Annotated in this window: 17 protein-coding genes; 8 read left to right on the top strand and 9 right to left on the bottom strand. The window is 32.5% G+C overall.

Translation table 11 applies throughout. From position 1 onward, the window contains the following. Nucleotides 1-49: 49 nt before the first annotated feature. From ACFO3O_RS12720 to ACFO3O_RS12730, 3 genes are all read left to right on the top strand, one after another. Nucleotides 50-1,609, top strand: a complete 1,560-nt coding sequence (locus ACFO3O_RS12720; protein WP_379979362.1) for a peptide MFS transporter — start codon at nucleotides 50-52, stop codon at nucleotides 1,607-1,609. Between the two features lie 11 nt (nucleotides 1,610-1,620). Then, complete coding sequence (locus ACFO3O_RS12725; protein ID WP_379979364.1) at nucleotides 1,621-3,369, top strand: peptide MFS transporter; 1,749 nt, start codon at nucleotides 1,621-1,623, stop codon at nucleotides 3,367-3,369. A gap of 218 nt (nucleotides 3,370-3,587) precedes the next feature. After that, on the top strand, nucleotides 3,588-4,127 hold the full coding sequence (locus ACFO3O_RS12730) for a thioredoxin family protein (protein ID WP_379979366.1): 540 nt from the start codon (nucleotides 3,588-3,590) through the stop codon (nucleotides 4,125-4,127). A gap of 255 nt (nucleotides 4,128-4,382) precedes the next feature. Here the strand turns inward: ACFO3O_RS12730 and ACFO3O_RS12735 are convergent, their stop codons facing one another. The 9 genes from ACFO3O_RS12735 to ACFO3O_RS12775 form a co-directional block, all read right to left on the bottom strand. Beyond that, nucleotides 4,383-6,407 (bottom strand): ComEC/Rec2 family competence protein, encoded by a 2,025-nt coding sequence (locus tag ACFO3O_RS12735; protein ID WP_379979368.1) that lies wholly within the window; start codon nucleotides 6,405-6,407, stop codon nucleotides 4,383-4,385. 383 nt (nucleotides 6,408-6,790) lie between these two features. Further along, the gene (locus tag ACFO3O_RS12740) at nucleotides 6,791-6,967 is read right to left on the bottom strand and encodes a hypothetical protein (RefSeq protein WP_379979370.1); all 177 of its coding nucleotides are present in this window, start codon (nucleotides 6,965-6,967) and stop codon (nucleotides 6,791-6,793) included. A gap of 17 nt (nucleotides 6,968-6,984) precedes the next feature. After that, nucleotides 6,985-8,154 carry a hypothetical protein gene (locus ACFO3O_RS12745; RefSeq protein WP_379979372.1) on the bottom strand — a complete coding sequence of 390 codons (1,170 nt, stop codon included), beginning with the start codon at nucleotides 8,152-8,154 and terminating at the stop codon, nucleotides 6,985-6,987. 7 nt (nucleotides 8,155-8,161) lie between these two features. Continuing rightward, complete coding sequence (locus ACFO3O_RS12750) at nucleotides 8,162-8,614, bottom strand: hypothetical protein (protein ID WP_379979374.1); 453 nt, start codon at nucleotides 8,612-8,614, stop codon at nucleotides 8,162-8,164. A 42-nt stretch (nucleotides 8,615-8,656) separates the two neighbouring features. After that, nucleotides 8,657-9,385 (bottom strand): hypothetical protein, encoded by a 729-nt coding sequence (locus ACFO3O_RS12755; protein WP_379979376.1) that lies wholly within the window; start codon nucleotides 9,383-9,385, stop codon nucleotides 8,657-8,659. A 50-nt stretch (nucleotides 9,386-9,435) separates the two neighbouring features. Then, nucleotides 9,436-10,056: a hypothetical protein gene (locus ACFO3O_RS12760; protein WP_379979378.1), complete on the bottom strand. Its 621-nt coding sequence runs from the start codon at nucleotides 10,054-10,056 to the stop codon at nucleotides 9,436-9,438. Between the two features lie 427 nt (nucleotides 10,057-10,483). After that, entirely contained in the window at nucleotides 10,484-11,014 is a 531-nt protein-coding gene (locus ACFO3O_RS12765; protein ID WP_379979380.1) for a DUF6705 family protein, read from the bottom strand. A 9-nt stretch (nucleotides 11,015-11,023) separates the two neighbouring features. Continuing rightward, the gene (locus ACFO3O_RS12770) at nucleotides 11,024-12,655 is read right to left on the bottom strand and encodes a hypothetical protein (protein WP_379979382.1); all 1,632 of its coding nucleotides are present in this window, start codon (nucleotides 12,653-12,655) and stop codon (nucleotides 11,024-11,026) included. Nucleotides 12,656-13,112: 457 nt separating this feature from the next. Continuing rightward, complete coding sequence (locus ACFO3O_RS12775) at nucleotides 13,113-13,526, bottom strand: JAB domain-containing protein (RefSeq protein ID WP_379979384.1); 414 nt, start codon at nucleotides 13,524-13,526, stop codon at nucleotides 13,113-13,115. A 398-nt stretch (nucleotides 13,527-13,924) separates the two neighbouring features. On the opposite strand from ACFO3O_RS12775, the gene ACFO3O_RS12780 reads away from it, so the two are divergent. The 5 genes from ACFO3O_RS12780 (at nucleotide 13,925) to ACFO3O_RS12800 (ending at nucleotide 20,203) form a co-directional block, all read left to right on the top strand. Then, nucleotides 13,925-14,596 (top strand): hypothetical protein, encoded by a 672-nt coding sequence (locus tag ACFO3O_RS12780; RefSeq protein WP_379979386.1) that lies wholly within the window; start codon nucleotides 13,925-13,927, stop codon nucleotides 14,594-14,596. Between the two features lie 97 nt (nucleotides 14,597-14,693). Beyond that, nucleotides 14,694-15,344: a hypothetical protein gene (locus tag ACFO3O_RS12785; protein ID WP_379979388.1), complete on the top strand. Its 651-nt coding sequence runs from the start codon at nucleotides 14,694-14,696 to the stop codon at nucleotides 15,342-15,344. Then, a complete protein-coding gene (locus tag ACFO3O_RS12790) occupies nucleotides 15,341-17,455 on the top strand; it encodes a hypothetical protein (RefSeq protein ID WP_379979390.1) in 2,115 nt (704 codons plus the stop codon). The genes ACFO3O_RS12785 and ACFO3O_RS12790 overlap by 4 nt, the downstream gene beginning before the upstream one ends. Then, the gene (locus ACFO3O_RS12795; RefSeq protein ID WP_379979392.1) at nucleotides 17,455-19,152 is read left to right on the top strand and encodes a hypothetical protein; all 1,698 of its coding nucleotides are present in this window, start codon (nucleotides 17,455-17,457) and stop codon (nucleotides 19,150-19,152) included. The genes ACFO3O_RS12790 and ACFO3O_RS12795 overlap by 1 nt, the downstream gene beginning before the upstream one ends. A 517-nt stretch (nucleotides 19,153-19,669) precedes the next feature. Then, the gene (locus ACFO3O_RS12800; RefSeq protein ID WP_379979394.1) at nucleotides 19,670-20,203 is read left to right on the top strand and encodes a hypothetical protein; all 534 of its coding nucleotides are present in this window, start codon (nucleotides 19,670-19,672) and stop codon (nucleotides 20,201-20,203) included. The last annotated feature ends 15 nt before the right edge of the window (nucleotides 20,204-20,218 follow it).

Genomic DNA, 20,218 nt, shown 5'->3' on the forward strand with positions numbered 1-20,218 from the left:
TATTATAACTAAAAACAAAACAACCTAATTATTAATTAACACGATACATATGTCAGCAAAAGCAGCACATCAAAAAGAACTATTTGGACATCCAGTAGGGCTTTATATTTTATTTTTTACAGAAATGTGGGAACGATTCTCATATTATGGGATGAGAGGTATATTTGTTTTATACTTAACGGCACAGACAATTGGTGATAATCCTGGTTTAGGATGGTTAAGTGGAGAAGCACTTTCATTATATGGATGGTATACAATGCTTGTTTATGTGGCATCCATACCTGGAGGAATAATTGCTGATAAGATTATTGGACAGAAAAAAGCAGTAATGATAGGAGGCTTTTTATTAGTTGCAGGTCACGGTATTTTGTCCATAGAAGAGATGTGGGCTTGGTATACAGGTCTAGGCTTAATAATAGCGGGTGTAGGTTTGTTAAAGCCTAATATCTCCACGCTTGTCGGAGGACTATACAAAAAAGGAGATGAGCGAAGAGATAAAGGGTTTTCGATATTTTATATTGGGATAAATGTGGGCGCGGCTCTTGCTAGTTTGACGGTGGCTTATGTTGCACAATTATATGGATGGCATGCTGGATTTGGTCTAGCCGCCATAGGAATGGTATTGGGGCAAGTGGTATACCTATTTGGACAAAAATATATTGTTCATGTTGGTAATAAACCCAAGAAAAAAGAGAAAGAAAGTGATGACGGATCTATCTCTATAGGTCAGATATTTAGAACACAATTCTCAACGCCTAAAACACTCGTTACTACATTGTTGTTGTCAGTAATAGGCCTAGGTGTCGCATACTTTTTAATTGAAAAGCAAACAATTGCTTATATGGTATTCTTTGTGTTTTTAGCTGTTGTGGTAGGAATGATGGTTACTATATATGGAGATCTTAAATCTCGAATTGAAAGAGATCGATATTTAGTATTACTATTATCTTTTATTATTGTGATTGTATTTTGGGGAGCTTTTGAGCAAGCTGGGGGATTAATGAATTTGTATGCTGAAAATAGAACAGATCGATTTTTATTAGGATATGAGATTCCTGCTGCAGCCTTTCAGTTTTTTAATCCTTTTTATATTATTTTATTTGCTCTTCCAGTTGCAAACTTTTGGCTTTGGTGGAAAAATAGAGGGAAAGAAGCGTCTTCTCTTTTTAAAATGGCAAATGGTGTGATCATCATGGGACTTGGTTTTGTTTTTATGGTATTTGCTTCAATGGAATATGAATCTTTAGGTAAGTCTGCCATGTATTGGTTAGCACTCGCATATTTATTCCATACTATAGGTGAATTGAGTGCATCACCAGTTGCATTATCTTTCATTACTAAGTTGGCTCCGGTAAGATATGGTGCTTTAATGATGGGTGTTTATTTTGCAGCAACTGGATTAGGTAACAAAGTAGCAGGATTAATTGGAGAATCAGCATCTGAAGCAGGTGAATTAACTATATTTTCTGGAATTACAATATTTTGTGTGATTTTTGGAATTTTAGTGATTGCTTTACTAAAACCTCTTAAGAGATTAACTCACGGAGCAGAAGATTTAAAAGGTAGTACTGACGACGAAGCCGAAGGATTTGAACTAGCAGATAACTAAAAAATGCTATTATGTCTACAAACTCAACAGATCAGTTTTTTGAAAACCCTGTCATAGGACACCCCCAAGGTCTTTTTGTATTATTCTTTACAGAAATGTGGGAACGTTTTTCCTATTATGGGATGCGTGCGTTGCTTATTATGTTTTTCACCGCTTCTATTACGGATGGCGGTTGGGGATGGCCAGAAGAATATGCGTATGCTATTTTTGGCACCTACGTCTCTCTAGTATACCTCTCCACACTATTAGGAGGCTACTTTGCAGATAAGAAGATAGGGTATCGATGGGCTGTAGTTGTAGGTGCGTTACTTATGACTCTTGGACATGCCTGTATGGCGGTTGAGACTCCTTTCTTTATTTATACAGGATTGACATTACTAGTGTTTGGAAGTGGTTTTTTTAAGCCTAATATGACCTCTATTATTTCAGAGATGTATAAAGATAGACCTCAAAAGAAAGATGGTGCGTATACTATTTTTTATATGGGGGTAAATGCAGGAGCCTTTGTTGGGATTTTGCTATGTGGCTATTTTGGAGAACGTGTAGGATGGGAATGGGGATTCGGAATTGCTGGAATTTTTATGCTATTTGGATTATTGCAATTTTGGTTTGCCCAAGACATTTTTGGAAAAATAGGATTAAAGCCCATTAAGAATGAAGCAGTCGTTTTACAAGAGGGTGAAGATACACAGTTAAATCCTTTTACAAAGTTTGAATTGTTATTAATAGTTGTCGCTTCCGCGCTTGGATTATCTTGGATTCTCAATGATCCTGTGAGTAAGATATCAGAAGGAGCTTATGATCTTTTTAGATTCGAACTCTTTGGATTAGCAGGCTCGCATGTAGTTATTATTACGGCTATTATTCTGTTTGTTCTTTTATTAGTTATTCGAATTCCTAAATACGCTAGAGTTACAAGAGATCGTATGCTCGCCGTGGTCTTCTTTGCTTTTGTGACTATTTTCTTTTGGGCCATATTTGAGCAAGCGCCTGGTTCACTAACTATTTTTGCTAGAGATTACACAGATCGTGTGTTGGAAGGTAATGCTGGATTGATTTTTAAAATTGTAGATGCGCTTATTACCATTGTACCACTTTCAGTCATTACGTGGGTATTGATTAAGTTGTTTTCTAAGACGTTTGGAAAATACAGCTTATCAAATATCTTCTTGGCCTTGAGTTTTGTGATTGTATGGAGCCTTGCCCTTTACAGATTATACGATAAGCTTACGCAAGATGCCGCAGAAGTTGATGCCTCTTGGTTTGGGATTTTAAACTCCCTATTTATTATCATTTTAGCACCTTTGTTTTCCAAGTGGTGGGAGAGTAAATACAATCCTAATGCCAACATGAAATATGCCATTGGTATGGGGCTTTTAGGGATCGGTATGGCCTTTGTAGCTATAGGATCAGCTGGTATTCCTCCAGGAGCAAAAACAGCCTCTGTGAGTATTATTTGGTTAATCTTGGTATACCTATTTCATACCATGGGAGAACTTTGTATTTCTCCCGTAGCCCTATCTTATGTAAGTAAACTTGTACCAGGAAGAATGATCGCGATGATGTTTGGCGTTTGGTATCTTGCTGTTGCCATAGGAATGAAACTTGCAGGGGTATTTGGAGAAGCTTCTACATCTATTGCAAAAACGGAAGGACTTAGTTATTTCTTTTGGCTATTAACAGCCGTAGCGGTTGGCTTGGGTGTTTTATCTGCAGCATTATATCCAGTCATTAAAAAACTAATGCACGGTGTCAGATAAATTATACGATTCTAACAATAAAAACGTTCCAAAATAAGGAACGTTTTTTGTTTGTAAGGGATTTGTAAACAAGCAGACATAGTAAGAAGGCATGTGGTTCCTAAGGGAACTAAGCGTATAAGCACTTTTCTATTTTTGAAGGGTACGCTTTCGCGAAAGCGGTCTCTTTAACATTACATTCTAACAGGTTTTTTAGAATATTTAATATTTTTAAATACATGAAAAAATTACTCTATATCATTGCGTTGATTTTTGTCAGTTCACTCTCAGCACAAGAGATTAATTGGATGACGTTTGATGAGGCATTGGCAGCACAAGAAAAGAATCCTAAAAAAATCATTGTCGATGCCTACACCACTTGGTGTGGCCCTTGTAAATTATTAGATCGAAATACATTTGGCAATAAAAAAGTAGCGGCGTTTATCAATGAGCATTATTATGCTGTAAAGTTTAATGCAGAAGGCACCGAAGAAGTAAATTACCTAGATAATGTATATACTAACCCAAGACACGACCCTAATCGAAGAGGACGTAACAGTCAGCATGAGTTTGCCCAAGCCTTGCGATTACGTGGGTATCCTAGTATTGTCTTTTTTGACGAGAAGGGAAATTACATTCAGCCTGTGGTAGGCTATAGAACACCCCGCCAGTTAGAAATTTATTTGAAGATGATTGCCAATGATGATTATAAAGAGTTGACTACGGATGAAAAATGGGAGGACTACCAAAACACCTTTGAATATACATTCGGGAAATAGGCCCTCACCTTAGTTCTCTCCCAGAGGGAGAGGAAATACAATTGACATTTCAATAATCAGATAGTTGGAATTTGTAAACTATATTAGTTTATTTCTTTGTGTTATTAGTGAAACGCTGTTTTGTAAAGTCTGAAAGACGCATTCAAAATAGCTAGTTGAACTACTCCCGCTTTTTTCAGCGGGATCAATCTTTTAATACCTCGACCCTTGAATCGATTTTCAGGGTCTAGGGCTTAATCTGGGGTTTAATACCTTTTATTGGATTCTGAAAAATCCCTTTTCATAGGTGCTATGAAAAGGGATTTTTAGTTCTAAACAAGTGGTTTTCCAACGTGAGATGTCACTTTTGTAATTAGATCCATCTGCGATAATAATGGTGTTTGGATATAACGAAATAAGACGTTCCAAATGGATATCTGGCGACTGTCGGAGTAAGATATACGTCGGTTTGATATCTTTAATTTTATACACGCCAAGACTATCGATAACAAGTATTTTTTTATGCTGAAGGCTAAAATAATTTGGCATGTCACGTTGGTAGATCGTATCTAGATTGAAGTTATTTTGATACGCTTCTATGCGACTATCTTTTTTATAATCAGCTGCAAGATCATCCGTGTAGACGATCAAGGTATCTGGGCTATACAGTCCCATTAATGTTTCTTTGTTTTTATGAAAGATCGTGAGATGTGACGCTTCGCGATGTGTTTTCTGATAGATATGGATACTTAACATAAGCGTTAGGGTTGTTAGAAAAAACAACAATCTTTTATATTGATATTTTTTAAGTAGGTAAAAGAAAGTGATGATCACAAGATACCATAGTAACATACTATTGAATGATACTGCTATGTGATCAATCACAAAATTTTCTTTGGAGGCGACCCAACCAATAAAATAGTTGAGAGCATCTATGATCTTACCATATCCCAATGCTATAAGATTAGGTAATATACCAAAGTAACTAAGGCTTACCACGAGAATCCCTAGGGAGAGTAGGATTCCTAAAAAGGGGAGCACTACGATGTTTGAAATTAAAAATAGTCCAGGAAATTGATGGAAGTAAAACAAGCTTAAGGGGAGTACCCCAACTTGCGCAGCTATCGATACCGTAATAATCCCCCAAAGTTTATCAAGTATATAGTTTTTAGGTCTGTAAAAACCAGACAGCCATGGTTGTAACCATAGGATGGCAATCACAGCGAGATAGCTTAATTGAAAACCGACCTGATAGAGTAAAGAAGGATCAATGACCAACAAGATGAAAGCAGAAAAAAGTAAGGCGTCATGGGTTCGGCGTTTGCCCCCTAAACAACTCCCTAACTCTAAGAAACTAAACATCGTTACCGCTCGTAACACAGAAGGTGATAGGCCTGTGATACATGCGAAGCACCACAGCAATCCTATAATCATCCCTGATCGAATCCATCGCCATTTTTTGATGGAAATAGGACGGGTCATAAATCTAAGGAGTAGTAACAAAATGCCAACATGAAGCCCAGAAACAGCAAGGATATGCATCATTCCTGCGCTGGCATATTGATTGCTCATTTCGGTGTCAATGTCTTGTCGCTGCCCGAGAAGTAGCGCTTGGATAATAGCCAATTGTTCGTTTGAAAATGGCTGTTTTTTTAAGGAGTTAATTACGCTTTCGCGAAAGCGTAACGCAACCACTCGACTATTTTCTGTGCTTTGGGCTGCCTTTAAGAGTTGGTCTCCATTTATAAAAAATTGACCATAGATTTGCTTTTTTTTCAAATAAGTGCCATAATCAAATTGATAAGGATTTTTTGAGAAAGGAAGTGCTGCGATAGTAGTGCGTACGTAATACCAACGACCTATGGCAGGAATCGTTTGAGAACTATCTTTATTGATGGATAGTAGTACTTTACCATTGATGGGTGTACTATCTTTTTGATGAAGTTGTGCTATAAATTTATGCTGATATGCACTCGGTTTTAGTTTTTCTTGGATAGAAAAAAGATAGGTATGTGTCGTTGAATCATTTTGATTTGCATAATGATGAGTAGATTGTAAGGGGTCTTTGAGTGTTTTGTTGGCGATACCTAGTAGTATAAATAAGAAGATCAATCCTATCCCAAAAGGGATAGACCATTGTGCAGTTTTGAACGCAAGAAGATGACAAAAACCTACAAGACTATAGGTGATGAATATGAGTAGAATGCAGCATAATAAACTGATGTGAATATAGGGTTGCAGTAGAATCCCTACAATAAAAGAAAGTGTTGTTTTTGCTAAGAGGGTGTTATAAGGTTTCAACGTCTTTACGAATCTTTATATGAAAAGAAGATTGGCATTTTATGGTATTGGGTTTTTAGTTTTTTGTAGATGTTGTTAATCCAAATCTATTTATATGCTGTGTATGTCTTATTTTTGTTTTAGAAATGCTGCTTTTAAAACGATAACCCAAGACGTAGGTATGCTAATGCATTGGGACACCTAATGTCTTAGTGCGCATGTTATCGTTTGTAAAAGCAGCCCCCTAACTAACTAACCAACCAAATAAATAGGATAAGACTCATTTTAAAGTCCATTTAATATGATATAATAAGGAGAAGGGGAGCCTAGTTTTAGGTGTATGCGCACATAAATGATAGGCCGTAACATCCCTTCTCCTTTTCTTTAAAATAAGTTTAATACGTTTATAATTCTTGTTTTCGTCCTTTGATGGATGCTGTTTTTAAGTCAATGTATTGCGATGCTTTTTTTATGAAAAGCAATATTTTTATAATGACAAACCCTATAAAAACGAAGAGTACTGTTAAAAACAATTGCCATAAAAGAAGATGAGCGTCTGATTCAATAATTCTTGTTTCCATTTTTTAATGTTTTGTTCTTAATCGTATTCATTGAGTCCATATAGGACTTCTTTCATTTTACTTCCGTTAATTTCTACGGGTTTGTAGGCGGTATTAAACTTGTCAATTGCAATAGCGATGCTTTCCTTTAGTTTTTTATATTCCACAGGAATCTTACTAGCACATTGTTTTTCATTCTCATAACTATCTAGCATAATGCCGAATTTCTCATAAAATTTAGCGCCTTGGTCTATGAACGCATTGTACTGTGTGATAAATTGTAGGAGCCTGTCAATGGGAAACTCTAAGTTAATTTGCATTTTATGGGCTTTATAGCGTTTGCTGTCGTCTGCGAGGGCTACATTAAGTGCTGCCAGATAGGTGTCTAAGTGCTCCCGAACGCTATCCCAATCGTCATTATTTCTACATTCCTCCAAAGGAGTTTTATATTTGATAGGTTTTGTAAAATCGACAAAGAGCTGTTGTAATTCTGTTATGATATTTTCATTGCTCTTTTGTAGAAAAACAGTCTCGAAATAAATCGTATTCAAATCATTATGCATGCGTAATGTAAAATCCAGTATACATTCTATGTCTTTAAGGCTTTCTTCTTTTTCAGCTCTAGAAGAACCATCATTATTAAATAAGGAGATAAAAGAATGCGCCACCGATGCATAAATATTATTTCCTAAGATTTTAGTAAGATCAAACCCTTTTTTCTTGTCTGCTTTGGTACCTATGGTTTCTTTAATATTTTTAAACTCTGGATAGTTATTAGGATTAGCAATTTTATTAATCTCATGAAACGTACTCACCGAAGCAAAATGATGATCTAACGCCAGTGTTTTCTCATAGAGTATTTTGATGATTTGAAGTCCTTTAATATATCGTATTTTACTGATGTCAGACAGTTCGTTTTCTAATAGACGCTCTCGTTCTTCTTTCAACCTATCTTTTTCTAATAACCAATATAGCTTTTGATCATTGGTACTACTTTTTTTGATGCCAACATTTGCTTTAGACAGGTCAATTGCAATGACATTATATTTTTTTTGATACGTTGCTTTTACTGCCTCTAATTCGATGAATAACTGTGCTATATGCTCTTCTAAAGAAAGTTCTTTGCTCTTTGTGATATTTGTTAAGCCATGGCTCTTATGAATACTACATAAGGAAAGAATAATGGTGATATATATGATAAGTTTCATAGTGTTCTTATTTTTTCTCAGGATCTAGAATGGTAATGTCTATATACTCATCTGTGATGACAGTAGGGTAGATTTTGGCTTCTAGTACAGAGAGTTGTTTTGATTTGTCTGTTGCAGTTATGGCAATAATTTCTTCTGGCAAGGGTAATGCTTCTTCCATAATAAATTCTGAGGCTTCTTTACCTTTAGATGGGATAGGTCCTCCAAGTATATGATCTAATTCTTCCTGTGTTAATTTTTCTCTGTACACTCTTAAAACGGTGCTTCCATTAGCAGCTAGAATAATAGACGCGTTGTTAGTGTTTTTTGCTGTTTTATCCACTGGGTTAGGTGTGCTTGTAATCGTACAAATACCTCTTCCTGAACATCCTGTTCTAGTTCCGATTTCAAGTCTGTATTCTTGAGATAAGGCACTAGTTGATAGGTACACCAGAAATAGCGTGGTGAGTATTAGTTTCATGTGTGAATGGTTTTTAGAGGAGAATTATAGTATTAGTTTTCTTTAGTTTTCTATATACCCTTCTTTAAGAAGTCCCTCTTTGATGCCTTCATAATGGCCTTTCCCATATATTATGACTATCTTCTGTCTAGAATCTGATATTATTTCCTTAATGACTACTTGATTTCTGTAGTTTAATCGTAAATCTGTAAGAACTTCTTTATTTTTTTTTGTTATGATATCATTACAAACTGTAAGTTCATAAAGCGTAGTTTCGTAATCACAAGGCTCTAGAAAAATTTTCCCAAGTTTTTTTTCATATAAATAAACTATTTCTTCCAAAGTAATATCAACATTCTTAGAATTTAATTTGTTTAACCCTAAACTAGAATAATTAGGTTGGCTAATTATCTTTTCTTTAGGTTTGAATTTTCCATTTGACAGAGAGTTTATAATATCTAAGTTTCCAGTTTTCCCATATGGTTTGCCAGATATTTTTTTGTGTTTTCTTAGTATAGTGTCATTATTAGTTACTTCTACTAGTTCATAATAAAAATAAAACCCTTGCTTGTCTAATGAGTCTATTTTAGAAGAAATATCATTATAAAATTCCTGAGTACCTATATGAAATAATGGGATAAAAATAATTTCTTTTTCTTTTTCATTTTGTAAATGATGTAAACTTACATGTTTATCATATACACCTTGATTTTCTAAATAAATATTTATCAGTTTAGATTTGCAAGAGGTGAGCAATAGTAGGCTTAGAAGTATATAAAAAGATTTATTCATAATTAATTTAATATTCCGCATAAGTTGTCATTCCTATGCGGAAATAGGGTTTATTGTTTATTTAAAAAATCACTTATTACGCCAATTAGAAAATCTTCTATAATATCACCAACTTCTTCTCCAAAAACAGAATCAAGTAGACTTGTTACATGACACCATACTTGCCACCACTTACATTTTTTTCTTGAAGTATCTGCTAAAGGATTATTTTCAAGGGCTAATTGATTTCCTCCGAATAATGCTACGTCTGCACTTATAGACGATTTGCTATTGTTTTTTTGGTAATTATACGTAAAAAGCAATGCTTCTCCAATAGTTTTTCCATTATCTTTTTCAGTAATACCCCTGTCTGTTAGTCCAGTACTTAAATATTCATATGCTTTTCTAAGCATAGCTTCTCCTTCTGGAGGTAATGTAGGTAAGGCTGTTTTTGCAGCTGCGGTTTGATTTCCTATGAGTACTTTTAACTTAAATAGCTGGTAGGTATCTCCCGCTGTATAAAAAGGACGAACTGATTCAACAAAAGAAGACATAGCATCAACTAAAGTCTGTTCTATATTTATATTTTGAATTTCAGGTGGTAGTGTAGGGGCAGGTTGTGTTTTTTGAGCACTCATGCTTCCTGATATGGCTATTATTGCGAGTGCAATACATATTTTAATGGTTTTCATATGACTAAAATTTTAATATTTTTAATACCTACTCATTCGCTTTTCGGTGTTCGCGGCTTGTTTTTGATGGGAGCATCCCATATTGGATAAATAATGCGCTGTTTATTAAAACTTTAGTATATTTGTTTCCATAAGACAGGCATTCGCTTGTTTTTCTGACAAATGACGAGAGCTTCTACCTAGTAGGAGCTTTCTCTACTTTTAGTGTGTTAGTGTTCTTTCATGTAAAATGGGTATTGCTTTTTAATTAGATTTCGTATATAAACCCAATGTGATTGATTACATACTACACGAAACTTTCAACGATTGGACTAAAAAAAATGTAAAAACCTTATACCCGAGGATTAATCGGGTAAAAGGTTTTTGAGTAGGGTGAAAGACAATAAGATTAATACTTATATTTTAGAGTACATCTCATAAAATTAAGTTATTGTTTGATAAGTGTTATATTTGTTGGTAATGAGAAGTTTTCACCATTTCCATAATTTACTTTAACGCCCTCGCTATTTCTTAATGTGAGCGTTGCTGTTGTTGAAGAGGTTAAAATAAATTCACCAGATTTATATGTATCGCTTATAACATCTCTAATAAAAACAATATATTCTGTTGGGCTTTTGTATATAAATGAAACTTTTTGATTTGTAAAAGTTTGTATGGTATCTACTTCAGCAATGGTCTCTCCATTTTCTATATACACATATTTGCCAAAAATTCTATCGTAATATTCGTTTGGTGTAATTATATCACTATACATTTCAAATTCTTGTAAAGTTATTTCAAATGAATCATTACCATTTTCCCACCTCCAAACACCTATAATATCGTCGTGATGGTTATTTATGTCTTTTACATAAAAACTACTTTCTACAATATCAGAAGTTCCTAGAGGATATACTGTTTGAGCTTTACAGCTTAGTGTAAATATTATGAATACTATTAAAATTATATTTTTCATCATTTCTTATGTTTAATTACAATTTTTTTCAACTCTGTCTCCGTTGTTTTTGATTTTAATTCTGGTCCAATCTGTTAAATCATTGACATTGCCACGAAATAGAGTCATTCCGTAATTTCTTTCTTTGAAAAGTTCGGCAAGCCTTAATTCATTTAGATTAGAAGATATATTTCTATTTATCCCTTTTAACGCTATATCTTGATCTATTATGACGGGAGTAATACCAAGAGAACCAGATACATCAATAAAATCATTTGAATTAGATATCGTTAATGCGTAAATAGTGTCATCGTTAGGGTCATTTGTTAAGCCTGGTGTTGTAACTACAGCTACAAAACTATTTAAATCATTAATTAGCCCGTTATTATTAAGATTAAAAATTGTATAAAGATCACTACCTGAGAAAACTGGTAAGGCTCTAAATACATTGCCATTAGGATTGGTCAAGTTAAAATGATTGTGGATATATGAATCTGTTCCAGAATTAGGTGGAGTTAGTTCAATACCTAGTTCATTTGGATTACTTTCAAATCTATCTTCATCAGGATAATTTGTATTATCGTCATCACTAGTTTCTCCAAAAAATACAATTTCTGTATTCCCTGAATTATTGGCTATAAGCTCCTCCATACGTACTTGAAAACTAGCGCTATTTGCAAGGTTTTCCAATAATCTACAATCGCTAATAAACTCTAAATCAAATATAATAATTTCATTTTCATTATCTGGATTATCGGGATTTTCAAGACAATTACAATTAGCATCAAATCCAAATTCACAGTCATTCTGTGCATTGCATTCATCATCACAGGGATTGCGTACTGCATTATTCTTTTGACCATCACATGCACTTACTGTGATTACCTCACCTGGTCCTCCTGAACAACTACATGGCGTAATAGTAATAATAACACAATCAATATCTTGCCCTCCATTACCTGTATCAGTAGGATCATCATTACCACCTGGCGGATCATCTCCTGTGGGAGGTGTTCCGTCTGCACCTCCATTTCCTCCTGTATCGCTCTCTTGATCTTGAGGATCATCACCAACAGGTTCACAAGCAGTTCTAGAAGTTTGGGAAACACTTAACCCATTAACAAATATATTAGAGCCTATGTAGAGTCCATTTCTGTCATAAACTTTAATCTCACCTGTATATTGAGATAAATTATTTATATCTGTAGTGTTTTGTAACCAACTTGTTTCGGGTATAAATTCTAAAAAATAGCTATAATAACTATCGCCATTTTCTTTAACAATGTAATTAATTACAGAAACTTCTTCCGTTGGTACTTCCTTTTCCATCGTAAAGGTATAATTCGATTTATCTTCACTGTTGGTGATTTGTTGTATTCTATCAGTATTTAGCGATCCTATAACTAAATTTTCTGTAGAGCGATTTTGTTCATCTGAATATGTCTTTAAAGCGAAGGATAAATTTTTATCAGATTGGGTCTCTATAAAGTCTATGATATGTGGTATCTGATTAGCTTTTACTGTTTGAGTGGTCGCTTGATGCTTTTCTGAGATTTGGGTGTCTAATCGTACTCCATCATCTCTCTGGCAACTATATAATTGCAAGCACAATATAAAGAGAAAGAGGAATTTGTAATAAAGAGTTAATCTTGTGTTTTTAATCATTTTTATTTTGGATTTTAAATTAATATTCAAAACAAAAAAGGTTTCTTTAAAAATTTAAAAGTCTTCAAATATAGATTACAGAATAAAAATAAATTATTGAAAATGAGTAAACTGACTATCTGAATTAGTGAATGACTTTTAATCCTTCTTTTATTGTAAAGAAGAAATTACCTTTTACTTTATAATTAGTGATTTATTATAACGATGAGGTAAACATATTCAATAATTATTGATATGTTGCAACACTATGTCGCACTGTTGCAGATAGTTACAGGGATTGGTTTTAAATGGATTGAGTTGTAAGAAAGTACTGTTTTATTGGGAACTAGATATTTATATTGTTACGAATAAGTATTTGAAAAATAGATAGTTTAAAATACTTATTTATAATAGCTTGTTCTGTTAAATACAAATTAGAATTACGGTTATTCCAATAGGGTTTCAAAATTTATGTAGTTCAGGTATTTTTAATGCTTGTATACTCTTTATTTTCGCTTATAATTATGTGATCTAGCAATTGTATTCCTAACACAGTCGCCCCAGCTGTTAATAATTGTGTCATTGCTATATCATTCTTGCTAGGGGTTAAATCTCCCGACGGGTGGTTATGACAAATAATTATCTTTTCGCACTTCTTAGCTACTGCAAAGTTGAAAACGTCAATAGGTTTAACATTGTTTTTATTGAGCGTACCAATCGTTAAAAGTTCGATGTATTCAATATTATTAGCAGAACTCAAACCGATAGCCCACAAGTACTCTTTTTTTCTATGTAGCCTATTTTGTCTTAAAAGAATTTTACGCATAATACGCGCTATGTCCTTCGTATTAGCGATGTGTATATTTTCATCTTTTGGTAAGCGTACATTCATTATAATGAATTTTATTAGAGCAAATATAAGATTTAACTACTAGTAATATTATTAATTACTATAACGCTATGCTCATGAAGTAGGCGTTTGTAAATGCAAAAAGAAAAATAAATTGAGATTCTATTAATAGTTTGATTAGAATTTCAAGTATATGGGACTACATTTGATAGATTATTTCGGGTACTTGTTCAAAATAGCAAGATTATTATTTTCCTAGAAAATGATGCTAATTTGAAAATTTACTCAAATGGCTTTAGAATACAGTATCTTCAAAACAATAGCGTTTTACACTTAGGACGCTGTAAATAGCTTTACGTCAGTAAAATCTGTTAGATTTGTTGTAAATATAACATATAATAGCAATTGCTATTGTATCATTGTTGTAGGTAAGCAAAAAAATGTACGAAAAACTAATACCTCCAAAATATAATCAAAGTTTAAACATCTCTAAATCACATTTTGATTTTGATAATGGCATATTGAGTGCATTTGAGAAATCTATTGAAGATTTATGTTCATTGTACAGTGTAGCAATAAAACCTTTGAATATCGAAAATGAAAAATTGAAAAATAAAATTGAAAAATATCCATACCCAACAGATACAGATAGTATGGAGAGTATCCTCCTATTGCGAATAAATGAACAAATTAATGCAGCATCTGACAAAATAAACAATGTAAATAGTTTTTTAACTCAGGTTATTTCGGTCTTCTGCTGGACCCAAATAGAACAAGCTGAAAATAAATTAATCAACTTGTTAAATATTAAAAATAAACAAGAAGAACATAGAGGGTTTACTCCTTGGAAACTAAGAAAAGAGTACTTTAAAGATAATGGTGTGAATATAAATGACTTTAAAAACTACTATGGTATTCTGGAATTACAAAAAGTCAACAATAAAATCAAGCATTTAGGAAAAGTAGATTCTGATTTAATTTCATTCAAACCTTTTCAAGGAAAGTTAAATTACCCTTTTGAATATATAAAATTACCAGTAACTAAATATGTGAGTAATTCTTATTTGTATTTGATTGAATTAATGACAGAAATTGAGGACAAAGCTATTTAAAAAAGCCAACCTACAACAATTTGTATATTGTATATGCCGCAGTCGGCAGGTAAACGCAACATACAAGAGAGGTTGTCAGAAATAGAAAAAAACAACCATGGAACAACAAATTATAAAAATAGAAAAGGATAGAATTAGAATATTTTTAATTTTATTTTTCTTTTCTGAAGAACATGATGATTCTTCAAATCGTAATTTAAAGAGACTTTTTGAAAGCGAAGTCAAGTTACAAAAATTAGATTTTTGGGTAAGAAACCCTGATTACTTTTGTTATTCACTCTTAGATATAGCGGAAAGAGAACTTAAAAAAAAGCAAGAAATAAAAGACATAGTACGGAAAATTTTTGAAGATAGAGAGCCTGAAATAAGAAGAGAAGACATGAGGAAATTTATATATGGCGCATATGAAGATATGGATAACGCAATAGGATTTCTGGACTCAGTTGATTTGATAAAATTCGATAGTAAAAAAGATGTAGTGTTAAGGACAAAAGAAAGAAAATATTACATTACAGATTTTGGAGTGAGTAAAATCATCGCTAATTTACCCAATTTGCCATTTTTAAAATGGTATGAAGACAGATGCTTACTGATTAAAAAATATTTTGGAGATAAAAATGGGACTCAACTTAAAGATATTCAATATCAAGTTGAGGCTTACACGAAAACGCCTTATGGACAACTAATTCCAAATGTTTCAAGCCTTGTAAAGGAGAAATATAATACCATTTACCAAGAAAAGATATGAAAAAATTTGATTTCAATTTATTTGTTCAAGAACAGTTTGAGCAATTTAAAGGCACTTTTTCTCTAAAAGAGGTAGAGAATCTCTTATATATTGGGGAAGAAGCATATACAAAAGATAACCCTAACTCTACTGGTAAAACTTTGGTATTAGATTTTCTCGCATTCAAAGGAAAAAAAGATGATGAAAGCATAATTGATTATAGTGTAGAACTTAAAAAAGGCTTAACTCTCTGGATAACAAAAAATAGCAACTTTAAAGGTAAATCCAGTATTTTTAAAATTATAAAGTTTGCGTTGACAGGAGATAATTCCATTAAACCCGATGTAAATAAATGGATAGAAGAAATTTTTCTATGTTTTACTATCGGGGTTCATCAATACACTATTCATATTATTAATAAATGGGGGTTAGTCGCAAGATTATATAACGTTAAGCTAAATGACTGGGGACAATTAGAGAATGTAGAAAAGAAACCAATTTTTGAAACTAACTCAAAGGATGATTTTAAAAATGAAATTCAAGATTTCTTTTTTAATCAATTTTCATATTACTCTTTAAAATGGACACAAGGTTCATCTAAAAAAGATAATCTTGATTTGGTAGAAAGTTCTGCGAGTTGGAAAACGTATTTCAAATCAATCTGCTTAGAGTCGAAAGACTATGGAGTTCTTTTTTTTGGCGGGAATATAGAAAAACATCAAGGTCAGAAAATATTTCAAACTTTGATGGGTTTAGATTTTACTTTTGCCATAAACCAATTAACAATTAGGAGGGATAACTTATTGAATGAAAAAGCAAAAGCAAAACTGAAAATTCAAAATACACAAGGCGATAATTTAAAAAAGATAGAAAGATTAAAAAAACAAATATCTAAGGTTAACTTGCAGATTGAAGCCCTAAATAAAGCTCCAATAGTCAATAGTAATCAAGAATTAGTCTCTTTAGAAAAAGAGTATAAGCTATTAATATCACAATATGAACAGTCCAATAAAGTAGAAAATGAATATCGAGAATTTCAGAAAACTAAAGAAATTAGTGAAACAAAATTAGAACAAAAAAGAAAAACTTTTAGAACGATTAGAAATCGAATTGATTCGGTCAATAAAAAAATACTTGATTTAAATCAACATATTGAGATAGGTATCTTCCTTTCTGATTTGGAAATTAAAAACTGTCCAAGTTGCCACCATGATGTAAATGAAACAAAAAAAACAACTAACCTAAATGCTCATAAATGCCCACTATGTAGTGAAACGATTAATGACTCAGATGGAGATGATAAAGAATCTTACGAGAAAAAAATAAAAGAATTACAGGTAGAACTAAAACAAGCGGAACAACAAAAAAATATAATTGAAAAAGAAGGAGGAGAAATAAAAAATCAACTACGAGTACTTAAAGTAAGTATGAGAGAGAAAGAAAGAAGTTTGCAAAAAGTGAACACTAATACATTACTCTTACAGATTCAATCAGCCCAAAGTAAAATTAATAAGATACTTGCTCAAAACCCCGTAAATAACCCACAAAGAGAAGAAGTAATTGCAAAAAAAGCAGTATTTGAGTATCAGTTGAAAGAAATTGAGAAAAATTCAAGTCAAACAAAACCATCAAATAATTTTGAGGAAAAGACTAAATTTTTAGAAAAGGTGATTAAGGCATTAATAAATAAACGCTACGAAATGGGTGTTAATACAATAAAACGTTTACAAGATCTAATGTTAAAGGAGGTGCAGTCATTTGGGATTACATCTATTACATCTATCAGAATAACTGAAAAATTTGATATAAAATACACTCAGTGGGGCGAAGAAATTAGCTTTGAAAAAATCTCCGAAGGTGAACAACTACGAGCAAAATTAGCCTTTTATCTCAGCCTTATCCAACTCGATATTGAATATAATATGGGAAAACATACAAGATTTTTAATGATTGATAGCCCAGGTAGAGAAGAAGCAGGAAAAAAATACATGGAAGGATTAATCCAGGTACTTCAAGGTATTGAAAATCGTTATCAAGATAAACTTCAAATCCTAATTGCCACAGCAGATAGTCGTTTTGAAAATGTATTGAAAAATCAATTTGTATATCCAGAAGAAACATACATTTTTTAATGAAAGTTATTTCTTACATTGAATTTAGCACTTATCCCTTATCAGAAAAAGTTGATTTTTTTGATAATGGTATTGCTTCTATTGTTCAATCAGTGGAGGATAGTCAGTTATATAAATTTTTAAGGCAAATTATTTTGAATGTTGCTGAAAATGCATTTATTAGAAAATCTGCAGTATCTATATTAGTGGAGTCTGTTTTTTTAGGAAAAATAAAAAACAGACAAGCTATTTCTATTCTTGTTGATGAATGGGAAGATTCTCCACATGTTTTTGTAGAACTGCAAAGAGTAAAAGACTTATTTTACTTCTTTGATGTTGAACCTGATATTAATAATATCTATAATTCATACCTCAAAAATGAAGAATTAGAAATTGTTACAGAAGCATTGTTAAATCTTGGATTCATACATTTACAAAAAGGATTTGAGGCGGTGAATAAAGATGATAAGATTAGTTGTTTTCAAGCAGCTATTCAATATTTCAATGATTCTGATAACTCAATTGAAAATAGAATAGATGCGAAATTCTATCGTGTAGTTTCTTCAATTTTGTTTGATTTTCTGAGTTTGAAAACTGCTAATATTGACAATCAGCTTAATCAATTGGCTGTGATTTTAAAAGAAAAGTGGCTGTACTCTTTTGATTTTAATGAAAATGTGATGGATGTAAGTTTTTACAAAACGCTAACATCAATTTCCAATATCAAAAAAGAAAATCCTACTAATTGGACTGAGTATCATATTGAATTTAATAAATTGTACGAGTGTTATTCAGATGTAAAAAATCAAAAAATCAAAAACCGTTTGAACAAAAGCAAGTTATCACACACGTTTGTAGCAATGTGTGAAGAATCGTTTATTGAGCCTTATTTTGCACTTAATTTTCATTCCCAAATGGTTAAGATTGATAATTGTATAAAAAGATACTCTGTGGGTTCGCCTTTGTATGATTTCCTAACGCACATCAAGAAACTTGCAAATAATAACGATTTTAAAAAAAAAGTAGATACTAAAACGGTTGAGCAAAAACTTAAAAACTGTTTCCCTAAAAGAAGTCCAGCAGCAATTGAAAAAACATTAAAAAAGATAAAAGATCCAAAAAATCCTGATGAGTTGATAAATGCATTTGAAGAACTAAATGCCCCCTCAATAGATAAATTTATAGATTCGCTTGTATTTGCTTGCATCACACTTCAAGGAGATAGAATTTATAAATTTAGTAACCGTAGTAACATAGAAGAAAACGATAGAAATAAATTTATTGCTCAATTATTGCGTTCCGCTGATTATTCTACTAATGACCAGTCACTTTGGGGAGAGTCTCCAGGAGGTAAAAAAGATGGTGAAATTGATTTAATGTTTTATGATTCTAGAGGTTTGCCATTTGCAATTATCGAGGCTTTGAATTGGAGGGATTATGATTATCTGAAAACACATATAGATAAGTTATTTAATAAATATGATACTGCAGGGTTTGAGAATAATTTTATAGTAGTTTATGCAAATGCGAAAAAATTTGGGGCACTATGTAAAAAATATATTGACTGTATTTCTAAGCACAACTATAAACATGTTTTTCAATGTGTTAATGAGATTGATGGTTATAATTATGCTGAATTGAAAATATATAAGGCAGAGCATATTAGGCATGGAGGCAAAGTTTTTTTGTATCATATAATAATTAACTTTAATATTTAACTACATTCTGACAACAATTGCTATGTGTCAAGCCCCCTGCTTCGGCTTGGAGATAGCCAGTACGTCACCTACAAGCTCTGAAAAGTCAAGAAGCAGTTAAGCTCTTTTTATTTTTTGAGGTACGAAAAAAGAAAACCCACAGCAACAATTGCCATTTAATGAACTCTCAAAATCTGGGGGCATTGTAAACGCATACAACGCCCTACTCATGGCAGAAGAATATGTAAAAGCGCAACATAAAAAATAAGTTGAGATTCTGTGAATAGTTAGGATAAGAATCGCAAGAATATGGTGGGTATTAGACACATCATATCGTGTACTTTCTTCCAATAACTAGGATATAAGGGGTCTATGTATCCCTTAGAAAATAATACGAACTTAAAATGTACTCAAATCATTTTACAAGGTAAGAGCTTCAAAACAATAGCGTTTTACACTTAGGACGCTGTAAATAGCTTTATGTCAGTAAAATCTGTTAGATTTGTAACACATAATATAAGCTATCATTGCAATAGCTATGATATTATTGTTATACACAAGCAAAAACACATTTTTAGAATTGGGAATATTTGATTGGATAAGAAATAAAGAAACAAAAACTGAGTTTGAAAAAACATTTGCTGATTTAAATCGGATGAGTTCTCTTGTTCCAAGCGCTGGAAAAACATTTGACTTACTAAAATCCCTGAATTCTGAAACTACTGAATCCCAAACTGACTCTCTAATTTCTGAATTAAATAAAATACAGTACGCTTCAAATACAAACAGCACTTTTTATTTTTATTTCCCTATAGTAACTCATATCCTGTATTTCAAGCCTGAATGTGAAAAAGATATTTTAGAATATTTAATCGGACCTAATTTTGCAAATGGAACAACGAATACGGAAGAAATGATTTCGCTTATTCAAGGAGCTATGAAATATAAGCTTTCTGAAAACAAAGAATATCTGACAAAAGAAAGTCAAAATTGGATAATGAATACATTACCGAAACTGGAAAATGAAGTTGAGCGCGAATTACAGAAATGCTGGAAAGGACTGAATGAATAAAAGCCTGTTATAACA

Source organism: Dokdonia ponticola (genome assembly GCF_042653865.1).
Classification (GTDB): domain Bacteria; phylum Bacteroidota; class Bacteroidia; order Flavobacteriales; family Flavobacteriaceae; genus Dokdonia; species Dokdonia ponticola.

What these genes read in the sequence shown, in the direction of transcription:
- ACFO3O_RS12720 (WP_379979362.1), top strand. Translation starts at nt 50, where the DNA reads ATGTCAGCAAAAGCAGCACATCAAAAAGAACTATTTGGACATCCAGTA.
- ACFO3O_RS12725 (WP_379979364.1), top strand. Translation starts at nt 1,621, where the DNA reads ATGTCTACAAACTCAACAGATCAGTTTTTTGAAAACCCTGTCATAGGA.
- ACFO3O_RS12730 (WP_379979366.1), top strand. Translation starts at nt 3,588, where the DNA reads ATGAAAAAATTACTCTATATCATTGCGTTGATTTTTGTCAGTTCACTC.
- ACFO3O_RS12740 (WP_379979370.1), bottom strand. Translation starts at nt 6,967, where the DNA reads ATGGAAACAAGAATTATTGAATCAGACGCTCATCTTCTTTTATGGCAA.
- ACFO3O_RS12745 (WP_379979372.1), bottom strand. Translation starts at nt 8,154, where the DNA reads ATGAAACTTATCATATATATCACCATTATTCTTTCCTTATGTAGTATT.
- ACFO3O_RS12750 (WP_379979374.1), bottom strand. Translation starts at nt 8,614, where the DNA reads ATGAAACTAATACTCACCACGCTATTTCTGGTGTACCTATCAACTAGT.
- ACFO3O_RS12755 (WP_379979376.1), bottom strand. Translation starts at nt 9,385, where the DNA reads ATGAATAAATCTTTTTATATACTTCTAAGCCTACTATTGCTCACCTCT.
- ACFO3O_RS12760 (WP_379979378.1), bottom strand. Translation starts at nt 10,056, where the DNA reads ATGAAAACCATTAAAATATGTATTGCACTCGCAATAATAGCCATATCA.
- ACFO3O_RS12765 (WP_379979380.1), bottom strand. Translation starts at nt 11,014, where the DNA reads ATGATGAAAAATATAATTTTAATAGTATTCATAATATTTACACTAAGC.
- ACFO3O_RS12770 (WP_379979382.1), bottom strand. Translation starts at nt 12,655, where the DNA reads ATGATTAAAAACACAAGATTAACTCTTTATTACAAATTCCTCTTTCTC.
- ACFO3O_RS12775 (WP_379979384.1), bottom strand. Translation starts at nt 13,526, where the DNA reads ATGAATGTACGCTTACCAAAAGATGAAAATATACACATCGCTAATACG.
- ACFO3O_RS12780 (WP_379979386.1), top strand. Translation starts at nt 13,925, where the DNA reads ATGTACGAAAAACTAATACCTCCAAAATATAATCAAAGTTTAAACATC.
- ACFO3O_RS12785 (WP_379979388.1), top strand. Translation starts at nt 14,694, where the DNA reads ATGGAACAACAAATTATAAAAATAGAAAAGGATAGAATTAGAATATTT.
- ACFO3O_RS12790 (WP_379979390.1), top strand. Translation starts at nt 15,341, where the DNA reads ATGAAAAAATTTGATTTCAATTTATTTGTTCAAGAACAGTTTGAGCAA.
- ACFO3O_RS12795 (WP_379979392.1), top strand. Translation starts at nt 17,455, where the DNA reads ATGAAAGTTATTTCTTACATTGAATTTAGCACTTATCCCTTATCAGAA.
- ACFO3O_RS12800 (WP_379979394.1), top strand. Translation starts at nt 19,670, where the DNA reads ATGATATTATTGTTATACACAAGCAAAAACACATTTTTAGAATTGGGA.